13 protein-coding genes are annotated in these 13,324 nt (G+C 63.0%); all 13 read right to left on the bottom strand.

The window, feature by feature from the left end; genetic code table 11:
- Positions 1-13 precede the first annotated feature (13 nt).
- Entirely contained in the window at positions 14-1,519 is a 1,506-nt protein-coding gene (locus DY201_RS12835; RefSeq protein WP_115731532.1) for an NADH-quinone oxidoreductase subunit M, read from the bottom strand.
- On the bottom strand, positions 1,519-3,510 hold the full coding sequence (nuoL, locus tag DY201_RS12830) for an NADH-quinone oxidoreductase subunit L (protein WP_115731531.1): 1,992 nt from the start codon (positions 3,508-3,510) through the stop codon (positions 1,519-1,521). The genes DY201_RS12835 and nuoL overlap by 1 nt, the downstream gene beginning before the upstream one ends.
- A 7-nt stretch (positions 3,511-3,517) precedes the next feature.
- On the bottom strand, positions 3,518-3,826 hold the full coding sequence (gene nuoK / locus DY201_RS12825) for an NADH-quinone oxidoreductase subunit NuoK (protein WP_067960754.1): 309 nt from the start codon (positions 3,824-3,826) through the stop codon (positions 3,518-3,520).
- Between the two features lie 2 nt (positions 3,827-3,828).
- Positions 3,829-4,449, bottom strand: coding sequence for an NADH-quinone oxidoreductase subunit J (locus tag DY201_RS12820; protein WP_067960751.1), 621 nt, complete (start codon positions 4,447-4,449; stop codon positions 3,829-3,831).
- Positions 4,450-4,577: 128 nt separating this feature from the next.
- The gene (gene nuoI, locus DY201_RS12815) at positions 4,578-5,069 is read right to left on the bottom strand and encodes an NADH-quinone oxidoreductase subunit NuoI (RefSeq protein WP_055970601.1); all 492 of its coding nucleotides are present in this window, start codon (positions 5,067-5,069) and stop codon (positions 4,578-4,580) included.
- Complete coding sequence (gene nuoH / locus DY201_RS12810; RefSeq protein ID WP_067960748.1) at positions 5,069-6,112, bottom strand: NADH-quinone oxidoreductase subunit NuoH; 1,044 nt, start codon at positions 6,110-6,112, stop codon at positions 5,069-5,071. The genes nuoI and nuoH overlap by 1 nt, the downstream gene beginning before the upstream one ends.
- A gap of 8 nt (positions 6,113-6,120) precedes the next feature.
- Entirely contained in the window at positions 6,121-8,202 is a 2,082-nt protein-coding gene (gene nuoG / locus DY201_RS12805; protein ID WP_115731530.1) for an NADH-quinone oxidoreductase subunit NuoG, read from the bottom strand.
- Between the two features lie 86 nt (positions 8,203-8,288).
- The gene (locus tag DY201_RS29470; protein WP_245431980.1) at positions 8,289-8,561 is read right to left on the bottom strand and encodes an NADH-quinone oxidoreductase subunit E; all 273 of its coding nucleotides are present in this window, start codon (positions 8,559-8,561) and stop codon (positions 8,289-8,291) included.
- A 92-nt stretch (positions 8,562-8,653) separates the two neighbouring features.
- Positions 8,654-8,983, bottom strand: a complete 330-nt coding sequence (locus DY201_RS29465; RefSeq protein ID WP_245431979.1) for a hypothetical protein — start codon at positions 8,981-8,983, stop codon at positions 8,654-8,656.
- An 86-nt stretch (positions 8,984-9,069) separates the two neighbouring features.
- Positions 9,070-10,377 carry an NADH-quinone oxidoreductase subunit NuoF gene (gene nuoF, locus DY201_RS12795; RefSeq protein WP_115731529.1) on the bottom strand — a complete coding sequence of 436 codons (1,308 nt, stop codon included), beginning with the start codon at positions 10,375-10,377 and terminating at the stop codon, positions 9,070-9,072.
- A gap of 11 nt (positions 10,378-10,388) precedes the next feature.
- Complete coding sequence (locus tag DY201_RS12790; protein WP_115731528.1) at positions 10,389-11,513, bottom strand: NADH-quinone oxidoreductase subunit E; 1,125 nt, start codon at positions 11,511-11,513, stop codon at positions 10,389-10,391.
- Positions 11,514-12,704, bottom strand: coding sequence for an NADH-quinone oxidoreductase subunit D (locus DY201_RS12785; RefSeq protein ID WP_115731527.1), 1,191 nt, complete (start codon positions 12,702-12,704; stop codon positions 11,514-11,516).
- A gap of 9 nt (positions 12,705-12,713) precedes the next feature.
- Positions 12,714-13,319 (bottom strand): NADH-quinone oxidoreductase subunit C, encoded by a 606-nt coding sequence (locus DY201_RS12780; protein ID WP_115731526.1) that lies wholly within the window; start codon positions 13,317-13,319, stop codon positions 12,714-12,716.
- Positions 13,320-13,324 lie beyond the last annotated feature (5 nt).

The raw sequence follows: 13,324 nt of genomic DNA, 5'->3' as shown, positions 1-13,324 counted from the left end.
CGCAAAACCCCTGTCAGTTCGCCGCCGCGGTCTGCGCGGCGTCGATCGATACGGTTACGTTGTTGATCAGCGCCTTGACCGAAGCGGTCGTGGCGTCGAACACCGGCGCCGGATAGACGCCGTAGAAGATGACCAGGATGACCAGCGGATAGAGCACCACCTTCTCGCGGGCCGACAGGTCGAACAGACCCTTCAGGCTTTCCTTGGTCAGCGCGCCGAACACAACGCGGCGGTAGAGCCACAGCGCGTAGGCCGCCGACAGGATCACACCGGTTGCAGCGATCAGCGCCACCCAGGTGTTGACCTGGAAGATACCGAACAGCGTCAGGAACTCGCCGACGAAACCGGAGGTGCCGGGCAGGCCGACATTGGCCATGGTGAAGATCAGGAAGGCCACCGCATATTTCGGCATGTTGTTGACCAGGCCGCCATAGGCCGCGATCTCGCGGGTATGCATGCGGTCGTAGACGACGCCGACGCAGAGGAACAGCGCGCCCGAGACGAGGCCGTGGCTGAGCATCTGGAAGATCGCGCCCTGCACGCCTGCCTCGTTCATCGCGAAGATGCCCATGGTCACGTAGCCCATGTGGGCGACCGACGAATAGGCGATCAGCTTCTTGATGTCTTCCTGCATCAGCGCCACCAGCGAGGTGTAGACGATGGCGATAGCCGACATCGCAAACACCAGCGGGGCAAAGTCTTCGGAAGCCAGCGGGAACATCGGCAGCGAGAAGCGCAGGAAGCCGTAACCGCCCATCTTCAGCAGAATGCCCGCCAGGATGACCGAACCGGCCGTCGGCGCCTCGACGTGCGCATCAGGCAGCCAGGTATGCACTGGCCACATCGGCATCTTCACCGCGAACGAGGCAAAGAACGCCAGCCATAGCCATGTCTGCATGTTGGCCGGGAAGTCATGCGCCAGCAATGTCGGGATATCGGTCGTGCCCGCCTGCCAGAACATCGCCATGATGGCGAGCAGCATCAGTACCGAGCCGAGCAGCGTGAAGAGGAAGAACTTGAAGCTGGCATAAACACGACGCTTGCCGCCCCAGACGCCGATGATGATGAACATCGGGATCAGGCCGGCTTCGAAGAAGACGTAGAACAGCACGATATCCAGCGCGCAGAACACGCCGATCATCAGCGTTTCCAGGATCAGGAACGCGATCATGTATTCCTTGACGCGCTTCTCCACCGACTCCCAGCTTGCCAGGATGCACAGCGGCATCAGGAAGGTCGTCAGGATGACGAACAGCATCGAAATGCCGTCCACGCCCATGTGGTAGGAGATGCCGGAGTCGAGCCAGGCCGACTTCTCGACGAACTGGAAGCCAGCTTCCGCATTGTCGAAATAGATCCAGATCAGCAGCGACACCGCGAAGGTGAACACCGTCGTCAAAAGCGCGACGTTGCGAATATTGCGGCGCGCAGCGTCACCATCGTCCCTGATCAGCAGGATCAGGAGCGCACCGACCAGCGGCAGAAAGGTGACCAGCGATAGAATGGGAACGCCAGACATCAGAAGGAGCTCCCGAGCATCATCCAGGTAACGAGGGCCGCCACGCCGATCAGCATGGCGAATGCGTAATGGTAGAGGTAACCGGTCTGCAGCTTGACGACGCGGTTGGTGACGTCAACGACGCGCGCCGAGATGCCGTCGGCACCGAAGCCGTCGATCAGCCAGCCGTCGCCCTTCTTCCACAGGAAGCTGCCGAGCCACTTGGCCGGACGCACGAACAGGAAGTCGTACAGCTCGTCGAAGTACCACTTGTTGAGCAGGAAGGCGTAGAGCCCGCGATGGCGTTCGGCCAGGACCTTCGGCATCTCCGGCGAGCGGATGTAGAACAGGTAGGCCATGGCGAACCCGCCGATCATCGCCGCAAACGGTGCCAGCTTCACCCACATCGGCACGCTGTGGAAGTCGTGCAGGATGTGGTTGGTGTCGAGCGTGAACAGCGCACCTTTCCAGAACTCTGCATAGGCTTCGCCAATGAACTGGTCGTGGAAGATGACGCCGGCAAACAGCGCGCCGGCAGCCAGGATGAACAACGGCACCAGCATCACCGGCGGCGATTCATGCACATGGTGCATGACGTCGGCGGTAGCGCGCGGCTTGCCGTGGAAGGTCATGAAAATCAGGCGCCACGAATAGAAGCTGGTGAAGCAGGCCGCGATGACCAGCATGGCGAAGGCAAAGCCGGCGACCGCATTGTGGCCGACAAATGCGCCTTCGATGATGGCGTCCTTGGAGAAGAAGCCGGCCGTGCCGATGATCGTCGCCGGGATACCGACGCCGGTCAGCGCCAGCGTGCCGATGACCATCATCCAGTAGGTGGTCGGGATCAGCTTCCTGAGGCCGCCCATCTTGCGCATGTCCTGCTCGTCGGAGACGGCATGGATCACCGAGCCTGAGCCCAGGAACAGCAGCGCCTTGAAGAAGGCATGCGTGAACAGGTGGAAGATCGCGGCCGAGTAGAAGCCCATGCCGAGCGCCACGAACATGTAGCCGAGCTGCGAACAGGTCGAATAGGCGATCACGCGCTTGATGTCGTTCTGCACCAGTCCGACGGTCGCAGCGAAGAAGGCCGTGATCGCGCCGATGAAGGTGACGACGGTCAGTGCCGTGTGCGACAGCTCGAACACCGGCGACAGGCGCGCCAGCATGAACACGCCGGCGGTGACCATGGTCGCCGCGTGGATCAGCGCCGACACCGGCGTCGGGCCTTCCATGGCGTCCGGCAGCCAGGTGTGCAGCGGCACCTGGGCCGACTTGCCCATGGCACCCATGAACAGCAGCAGGCAGACGACCGTCAGCGCATTGTGCTTGTCGAGCGCGTAGCCGAGGAAGGTCAGTACGGTGTCGCCATGTTCAGCCGCACCTTCAGCCGGCAGGTAGGACGCAGCACCGGCGAAGATGGTGCTGAATTCGACCGAGCCGAACAGGACGAACAGGCCGAAAATGCCAAGCAGGAAACCGAAGTCGCCGACACGGTTGACGACGAAGGCCTTGATCGCTGCAGCGTTCGCCGAGGGCTTCTTGTACCAGAAACCGATCAACAGATACGACGCGAGGCCCACCCCTTCCCAGCCGAAGAACATCTGGACGAGGTTGTCGGACGTCACCAGCATCAGCATGGCGAAGGTGAACAGCGACAGGTAGCCAAAGAAGCGCGGCCGATGCGGGTCGTGGTGCATGTAGCCGATCGAGTAGATGTGGACCAGCGCCGACACCGTGTTGACCACCACCAGCATGACGGTCGTCAGCGTGTCGATGCGCAGCGCCCAGTCGGCCTGGATGCCGCCGACGTCGAGGAAGCGCAGCACCGGCACGGTGAAGGTTTCGACATCGCCGAGCGCCACGGTGAAGAACGCCACCCACGACAGGACGGCCGAAACCACGAGCAGGCCCGAGGTGATGTATTCGGACGCTTTCGCGCCGATCGAGCGGCCCAACAGGCCGGCGATCAGGAAGCCGATAAGCGGAAGGAAGACGATGAAGTGGTACGTCATTGGCCGATCAGCCCTTCATCATGTTCACGTCTTCGACCGCGATCGAGCCGCGGTTGCGGAAGAAGACGACGAGGATTGCAAGTCCGATCGCCGCTTCGGCGGCGGCGACCGTGAGTACGAACAGCGCAAACACCTGGCCAACGAGATCGCCGAGCTGGGCCGAGAACGCCACGAAGTTGATATTGACCGCGAGCAGGATGAGCTCGACCGACATCAGGATGACGATGACGTTCTTGCGGTTCAGGAAGATGCCGAACACGCCGAGCGTGAACAGGACCGCCGAAAGCGTCAGATAATGAGCGATGCCGACAACCATGGTCAGATTCCCTTGCCTGTCTCGACCTTCTTGACCTCGATCGCGGTCGCCGGAGTGCGGGCGACCTGGGCCGAGATGTCCTGGCGCTTGACGTTCGGCTTGTGGCGCAGCGTCAGGACGATGGCACCGATCATGGCGACCAGCAGCACGAGGCCGGCGATCTGGAAGAAGTAGATGTAATCCGTGTAGAGGATGTCGCCGAGCGCTGCCGTGTTGTGGCGCGTCGCGATATCGGGCGTCGGCTGCGCGACCGCGGTCGCGAGCTTCGGCGCGAAGGCGTAGCCGCCGGTCACCACGATCAGCTCCGCCGCGAGGATCAGGCCGACAAGCGCGCCGATCGGCGCATATTGCAGCGCGCCCGACTTGAGTTCGGCGAAGTCGACGTCGAGCATCATGACGACGAACAGGAACAGCACCGCCACCGCGCCGACATAAACGACGAGCAGGATCATCGCCAGGAACTCGGCGCCGGTCAAAAGGAACAGGCCCGCCGCGTTGAAGAACGTCAGGATCAGGTAGAGCACCGAGTGAACCGGGTTGCGCGCCGAAATGACCATGAAGGCCGACGCCACCGCGATGAAGGCGAAGAGGTAGAAAAATACCGCTTCAAGTCCGTTGAGCATGGGTTCCCCCGGGTTTCCTTTCGGGCAGCGCGCCTGTGCGCCCTGCCCTGTTCACGTCCTCGCTCCGCCTCCGAAGCAGGCCGCGCGTTCCTTAGACGAGCCGATTGGGCCCGTCCATTGTTCAGGCATCAGCGATACGGCGAATCCATAGCGATGTTGCGCGCGATCTCGCGCTCCCACCGGTCGCCATTCGCAAGCAGCTTGTCCTTGTCGTAGTACAGCTCCTCGCGCGTTTCCGTCGCGAATTCGAAGTTCGGCCCCTCGACGATGGCGTCGACCGGGCAGGCTTCCTGGCAGAAGCCGCAATAGATGCACTTCACCATGTCGATGTCGTAACGCACCGTGCGGCGGGTGCCGTCGTTGCGGCGCGGGCCGGCCTCGATGGTGATGGCCTGCGCCGGGCAGATCGCCTCGCACAGCTTGCAGGCAATGCAGCGCTCTTCGCCGTTGGGATAGCGGCGCAGCGCATGCTCGCCACGGAAGCGCGGGCTGACCGGGCCCTTTTCATGCGGGTAGTTGAGCGTCGCCTTGGGCGCGAAGAACTGGCGCATCGACAGGAAGAAGGCGCCGACGAAGTCCTGCAGCAGCAGCGATTTGGCGGCTTGTGCGAGAGCGGACATCATGCGGCTCCGGTAAGCTTGAGGACGGCGGCGGTGATGACGACCATCGCCAGCGAGATCGGCAGGAACACCTTCCAGCCCAGGCGCATCAGTTGGTCGTAGCGGTAGCGCGGCACGAAGGACTTCACCATGGCAAACATGAAGAACACCATGCAGACCTTGAGCACGAACCAGATCACGCCGGGAACCCAGGTGAAGGGTGCGAAGTCGAATGGCGGTAGCCATCCGCCGAGGAACAGGATCGTCGTCAGTGCGCACATCAGGACGATGGCGACGTACTCGCCGAGGAAGAACAGCAGGAACGGCGTCGACGAATATTCGATCATGTGACCGGCGACGAGCTCCGACTCGGCTTCGACCAGATCGAAGGGCGGACGGTTGGTCTCGGCCAGCGCCGAGATGAAGAAGATCACGAACATCGGGAACAGGACAAGCCAGTTCCAGTCGAGGAAGGTGTTCGGCAGGCCAAGGCGCGTGCCGATGCCATCGCCCTGCGAAAGCACGATGTCGGTGAGGTTCAGCGAACCGACTGTGAGCAGCACGCAGACGATGACGAAGCCGATCGAGACTTCATAAGACACCATCTGGGCCGCCGAACGCAGCGCGCCGAGGAACGGATATTTCGAGTTCGAGGCCCAGCCGCCCATGATCACGCCATAGACCTCGAGCGAGGAAATGGCGAAGACATAGAGAATGCCGACATTGACGTTGGCAATCGCCCAGCCTTCGCTGACCGGGATCACCGCCCAGGCCGAGATCGCCAGCACCGCCGAGACGACGGGAGCGAGCAGGAAAACGCCCTTGTTGGAGCCCGACGGAATGATCGGCTCCTTGAACACGAACTTCAAAAGATCTGCGAAGGCCTGCAGCAGACCCCAGGGGCCCACGACGTTCGGGCCGCGGCGCAGCTGCACCGCCGCCCAAATCTTGCGGTCGGCGTAGAGGATATAGGCGACGAAGATCAGCAGGACGACGATCAGGACGACCGACTTCAAGAGGATGATCAACGCCGGCAGGACGTAGAAGGAGAAAAAGGTATCCATGACAGCCTTTACTCCGCCGCCTGCTTGAAGCCGTTCTTGGCCAGTGCCGAACATTCAGCCATCACCGCCGACGCGCGTGCGATCGGGTTGGTGAGATAGAAGTCCTTCACCGCAGAGGTGAAGGCGCCCTTGTTCAGCCGGCCGCCGAGCTTGGCGACCTTGGCAATGTCGTCGTTGTCGCCGGCGTCGATCTCGTCGATGCGGCGCAGATGCGGGAAGTCCTGATAGAGCCTGGCGCGCAACTGCTGCAGCGAATCGAAGGGCAGCTTTTGGCCCAGCACGTCGGAAAGCGCACGCAGGATCGCCCAGTCTTCCTTGGCCTCGCCCGGCGCGAAGCCGGCGCGGCTGGTCTGCTGCACCCGGCCTTCGGTATTGACGTAGGTGCCGGACTTTTCAGTGTAGGCGGCAGCCGGCAGGATGACGTCGGCGCGGTGCGCGCCGGTATCGCCATGGGTGCCGATGTAGACGACGAATGCGTTCGCAGCCTTGGCCAGATCGAGTTCGTCGGCGCCGAGCAGGAACAGCACGTCGCTGTCGCCGAGCATGCCGGCAACGTTCTTGCCGCCCTCGCCCGGCACGAAGCCGACGTCGAGGCCGCCAACGCGGGCAGCTGCGGTGTGCAGCACTGCAAAGCCGTTCCAGTCCGGGCGGCTCGCCTTGATTGCTGTCGCGAGCTTCGCGGCCTGGCCGAGCACGGCAGCACCGTCGGCACGCGCGATGGCGCCCTGGCCGACGATGATCAGCGGGTGCGAGGCCTTCTTGAGCACCGAGAAGAACTTGCCGTTGCCTTCGGCCAGATCCTTGAGCGTATCCGGGCCCGAGCCGAGCTGTTCGTAATCGTAGCGCGTGTCGCCGACCTCGCCGATGACGGCAACCGGCACATTGGCCGCACGCCAGTGCTTGCGGATGCGTGCATTGAGCACCGAAGCCTCGAAGCGCGGGTTGGCGCCGATGATCAGGATGGCGTCGGCCTGCTCGATGCCTTCGATGGTCGGGTTGAAGATGTAGCTGGCGCGGCCGAGCGAGGGATCGAGTGCGGCGCCATCCTGGCGGCAGTCGATGTTCTTCGAGCCAAGCGAGGCGATCAGTTGCTTGAGCGCGTACATCTCCTCGACGGTCGCCAGATCGCCGGCAATAGCGCCGATGCGCTCGGCCGAGGTCTTGGCGACGGCATCCTTGATCGCAGCGAACGCCTCCGGCCAGCTCGCCGGAGCGAGCTTTCCGTCCTTGCGGACGTAAGGCCGGTCGAGGCGCTGCGTGCGCAGGCCGTCCCAGATGAAGCGGGTCTTGTCGGAGATCCACTCCTCGTTCACCTGCTCGTTGATGCGCGGCATGATGCGCATCACTTCGCGGCCACGCGTATCGACGCGGATGGCCGAGCCGACGGCGTCCATCACGTCGATGGATTCGGTCTTGGTCAGCTCCCATGGACGGGCCTGGAAGGCGTAGGGCTTGGAGGTCAGCGCGCCGACCGGGCATAGGTCGATGACGTTGCCCTGCAACTCGGAGGTCATCGCCTGCTCGAGATAGGTGGTGATCTCGGCGTCCTCGCCACGGCCAATCAGGCCGAGCTCGGAGATGCCGGCAACTTCGGTGGTGAAGCGGACGCAGCGCGTGCAGTGGATGCAACGCGTCATGATCGTCTTGACCAGCGGGCCAATGTACTTGTCTTCGACCGCGCGCTTGTTCTCATTGTAGCGCGAACCGTCGAGGCCGAAGGCCATCGCCTGGTCCTGCAGGTCGCACTCGCCGCCCTGGTCGCAGATCGGGCAATCCAGCGGATGGTTGATCAGCAGGAATTCCATCACGCCTTCGCGGGCCTTCTTGACCATCGGCGTGTTGGTGAAGATTTCGGGCGTCTCGCCATTCGGGCCGGGACGCAGGTCGCGCACGCCCATGGCGCAGGAAGCCGCCGGCTTGGGCGGTCCGCCCTTCACCTCGACAAGGCACATGCGGCAGTTGCCGGCGATCGACAGCCGCTCGTGGAAGCAGAAGCGCGGCACTTCCGCGCCCGCCTCTTCCGCCGCCTGCAGCAGCGTATAGTGGTCGGGTACCGAAATCTCTTTCCCGTCGACCTTAAGCTTTGCCATAGCGCCTCAAATCCCGCGGATGATCCGCATTCGTCCTGCAAGGGGCGCGGCCTGCGCTGCGCCCCGAAATCCACAATTCAAGCGGCTCAGTTGCCGCCGGCAAGCATTGCCGCCTGCCCTATCCAGTCATCACGACCGATCCGGCCCTTGAAGCCGAGATAGTCGTCGGCCCAGGCCACCTCTTCCGCCGTCCAGCCGGCGATCTGGCCATAGGTCCAGATGCCAAGATCGTTCAGCACCTGCTCCAGCTTCGGACCGATGCGCGAAATAGCCTTGAGATCGTCAGGCGTTTCAGGCCTTTCGATCGATGCGGGCTGCCTGAAATCTTCAGGCTGCAGCCCGACCGGCGCCTCAACCACCGCCTCGAGGACGACCGGCTCGACCGCAACGGCAGCAACCGGCTTCGCTTCGGCCTTCTCCAGCTTGCGCGCCAGGGTCTTGACCTCGGCGATCAGCGACGCCGTCTCTTCGTCCCCCGCCTCGCAGGCTTGGCAGCCGCCGGCGCGAAGCTCGCCGTATCGCCGGCGTAATCAGCAAACGGCGACAGCAGCCGCTGCGCAGCTTCCGATGCCCCTGACACCGCGCCCATCCACACGCCCATGGCGTGACTGGCCAGACCGACGCCGAGAGCCGAAGCAGCTGCGAAACCTGCGGCAGGATGCACCATGAAATTCGCCGTACCGGCAAACTCCTTGGGCAGCATCGCCACGAAGTCCCTGTTCATCTGCTCCAAACGTTCCATTTCAGGCACTGCACTTTTGGGAATGGGAAATGTCGACATTGATAGCTCCTTGTCGCCTTCGCCGTTCGCCTCTGCCTCGTCGTTTCCTATTTCGGACCTTCGGCCCGCACTTTCTGACTTAACCCTTACTCAGCTGCCACCAGCACCGGCTCGCTGCGGTGCGCATTACGCGAGAACTCGTCGATGCGGCGCTCGATCTCCGGGCGGAAGTTGCGGATCAGGCCCTGGATCGGCCATGCCGCCGCATCGCCCAGCGCGCAGATCGTGTGGCCTTCCACCTGCTTGGTGACATCGAGCAGCATGTCGATCTCGCGCTTGTGCGCTTCACCACGCACCAGGCGTTCCATGACGCGCCACATCCAGCCGGTGCCTTCGCGGCACGGCGTGCACTGGCCGCAGCTCTCGTGCTTGAAGAAGTAGCTGAGCCGCGCGATCGCCTTCACGATGTCGGTCGACTTGTCCATGACGATCACGGCAGCCGTGCCGAAGGACGACTTGCGCTCGCGCAGGCCGTCGAAATCCATCGGGCAATCGATGATGTCCTCGGCCTTGACCACCGGACAGGACGCACCGCCGGGAATGACGGCAAGCAGGTTGTCCCAGCCGCCGCGGATACCGCCGCCATGCTTTTCGACCAGCTCGCGGAAGCTGATGCCCATGGCCTCTTCGACCGTGCAGGGCGTGTTGACGTGGCCAACCAGCATGAACAGCTTGGTGCCAACATTGTTCGGACGGCCGATGCCGGAGAACCAGGCCGCACCGCGGCGCAGGATGGTCGGCGCAACGGCGATCGACTCGACGTTGTTGACCGTCGTCGGGCAGCCATAGAGGCCGACATTGGCCGGGAACGGCGGCTTCAGGCGCGGCTGGCCCTTCTTGCCCTCGAGGCTTTCCAGCAGCGCAGTTTCTTCGCCGCAGATATAGGCGCCGGCGCCGTGATGGACGTAGATCTCGAAGTCGTAGCCGTTCTTGTTGTTCTTGCCGATCAGCTTGGCGTCATAGGCCTCGTCGATGGCGCGCTGCAGCGCTTCGCGTTCGCGGATGAACTCGCCGCGCACATAGATGTAGGCGGCCACGGCACCCATGGCGAAACCGGCGAGCAGGCAGCCTTCGACCAGCGTATGCGGGTCATGGCGCAGGATGTCGCGGTCCTTGCAGGTGCCGGGTTCGGATTCGTCGGCGTTGACGACGAGATAGGACGGACGGCCATCCGGGTTGCTCTTGGGCATGAACGACCACTTGAGACCGGTCGGGAAGCCGGCGCCGCCGCGGCCGCGCAGGCCCGACGCCTTCATCTCGTTGATGATCCACTCGCGGCCCTTCTCGATGATGCCGGCAGTGCCGTCCCAGGCGCCACGCGCCATCGCACCGGCCAGCGACTGGTCGAAGCGGCCGTAGATGTTGGTGAAGATGCGATCCTTGTCTTCAAGCATGTTCTTGCTCCTCAGACCGGCTTCTTGCCGAAGACGCGGACGTATTCAGCCACGCCGCCCTTGGCGAGCGCCTTGGCCTGCTTGACCCAGTCGTCGCGCTCGATGCGGCCCTTGAAATTCAGGTAACCGTCGACCCACTCGCGCTCAGCCTTCTTCCAGGAAGCGACCTGGCCGAAGGTGAAGATGCCGAGTTCGTGCAGCGTGCCCTCGATCTTCGGGCCGACGCCCGAGATCAGCTTGAGGTCGTCGACGGCAGCCGGCTTGGCGATGCCGGCCGGACGGTTCTTGTCTTCGAGCGACGGCTTGGCCGCAACTGCTGCCTTGGGCGCTGCAACACTTGCTGCCTTCTCGGCTGCGGGTGCTGCCTTGACCTTCGACGGCGACTTCACAGCCGGGCTGGTCTCGATCGCGTCGGTCTTCGGCTTGGCGGCGTTCGACGGCGGAACGGCCGTTTCTACGGCAGCCGCCTTGGCAGCCTTTGTCGCGGCCTTGGCTTCCTTGTCGCGTGTCGTCTTGAGCACGCCCTTCTCTTCCTTGAGCGAAGTGAAGCCGGTCAGCGGCGCAGCGAACACGCGGCCAGTCTGCGGGCCAGTCTTGACCTTGTCGCCCTTGCCGGCATCGAACTGATCGATGATCTCGGCCAAACGCTCCGGCGTCAGGTCCTCGTAGGTGTCCTTGAAGATCATGACCATCGGTGCGTTGACGCAGGCGCCAAGGCACTCGACCTCTTCCCACGACAAGGTTCCCGCCTCGTTGGTGTGGAACTGGTCGTGATGGATCTTCGAGCGGCACACATCTATCAGCTCTTCCGAGCCGCGCAGCATGCAGGGCGTGGTGCCACACACCTGGATGTGGGCGCGCGTGCCGACCGGCTTGAGCTGGAACTGGGTGTAGAAGGTCGCGACTTCGAGCGCGCGGATGTAGGGCATCGCGAGCATGTCGGCGACATGCTCGATGGCCGCCTTGGTCACCCAGCCGTCCTGTTCCTGCGCCAGCATCAGCAGCGGGATAACGGCCGACTGTTCGCGGCCCTTGGGGTACTTCTTGATCCAGGTCTTGGCCTGCGCCGTAAACGCCTTGTTGAAGGCGAATGACGCTGGCTGGACGCTGGCTTCTGCGAGACGGCGGACTGACATTTAGCGGTCGACCTCACCAAACACGATGTCGAGGGAGCCGAGAACGGCCGAGATATCCGCCAGCATGTGGCCGCGGCACAGGAAATCCATCGCCTGGAGATGGGCGAAACCCGGTGCGCGCAGCTTGCAGCGGTAAGGCTTGTTGGTGCCGTCGGAGACCAGGAAGACGCCGAATTCGCCCTTGGGCGCCTCGACGGCTGCATAAACCTCGCCAGCCGGCACGCGATAGCCTTCGGTGTAGAGCTTGAAGTGATGGATCAGCGATTCCATCGAGCGCTTCATCGCCTGGCGCTTCGGCGGAACCACCTTGCCGTCCATGTTGGACACAGGACCGGTGCTTTCCTTGCCGAGCAGCAGATCGACGCACTGGCGCATGATCTTCGCCGACTGCCGCATCTCTTCCATGCGGATCAGATAGCGGTCGTAGCAATCGCCGTTCTTGCCGATCGGAATGTCGAAATCCATTTCCGAATAGCATTCGTAGGGCTGGCTCTTGCGCAGATCCCAGGCGGCACCCGAACCGCGCACCATGACGCCCGAGAAACCCCAGGCCCATGCGTCGTCGAGCGAGACCACGCCGATGTCGACATTGCGCTGCTTGAAGATGCGGTTCGGCGTCAAAAGGTCGTCGAGATTCTGGACGGTCTGCAGGAACGGATCGATCCACTTGCCGATGTCTTCGACCAGCTTCTGCGGCAGGTCCTGGTGGACGCCGCCCGGCCGGAAATAGGCTGCGTGCATGCGCGCGCCGCAGGCACGCTCATAAAACACCATCAGCTTTTCGCGCTCTTCGAAGCCCCACAGCGGCGGGGTCAGCGCGCCGACGTCCATAGCCTGCGTGGTGACATTGAGCAGGTGCGACAGGATGCGGCCGATCTCGGAATAGAGCACGCGGATGATCTGGCCGCGCTTCGGCACTTCGAGGCCGAGCAGGCGCTCGACCGCGAGCGCAAAGGCATGCTCCTGATTCATCGGCGCGACATAGTCGAGGCGATCGAAATAGGGAACGGCCTGCAGATAGGTCTTCTGCTCGATCAGCTTTTCGGTGCCGCGGTGCAAAAGGCCGATATGCGGATCGACGCGGTCGACGACTTCGCCGTCCAGCTCGAGCACCAGGCGCAAAACGCCGTGCGCCGCCGGATGCTGCGGGCCGAAATTGATGTTGAAGTTGCGGACGGAGGTTTCAGCCATTTCGGCGCCTCAATTCGTCTTGGCTTTTTCGTCACCCGGCAGCACGTATTCGGTGCCTTCCCAGGGAGACAAAAAGTCGAAATTGCGGAATTCCTGCTTCAGCTCGACCGGCTCGTAGACGACGCGCTTCTGCTCGTCGTCGTAGCGAACCTCGACGAAGCCGGTGAGCGGAAAGTCCTTGCGCAGCGGGTGACCTTCGAAACCGTAGTCGGTCAAAAGCCGGCGCAGGTCGGGATGACCCGAAAACAGGATGCCATACATGTCATAGGCTTCGCGCTCGAACCAGTCGGCGCCCGGATAGACCGAGGTGATCGACGGGACCGGCGTGTCCTCGTCAGTGCTGACCTTGACGCGGATGCGCAGGTTCTGGCGCGGCGACATCAGATGGTAGACGACGTCGAAGCGCTTGCGGCGCTGCGGGTAGTCGACGCCGGCGGCATCGATGAACGACACGAACTGGCACTGCACGTCGCTGCGCAGAAAGGTCATCACATCGACGATGTCGGCGGCTTTCACCGTCAGCGTCAGCTCGCCATAGGCGACGACGCTTTCTTCGATGTCCGCATCGAGCTTTTCCGCAATGTACGCGGCAAGGTCGTTCAGGGCTTCACTCATCTGGG

The sequence above is a fragment of the Aminobacter aminovorans genome, assembly GCF_900445235.1.
GTDB classification, from domain to species: domain Bacteria; phylum Pseudomonadota; class Alphaproteobacteria; order Rhizobiales; family Rhizobiaceae; genus Aminobacter; species Aminobacter aminovorans.
The sequence above is the reverse complement of the archived record's forward strand: the minus strand, read 5'-3'. Positions and strand labels throughout refer to the sequence as shown.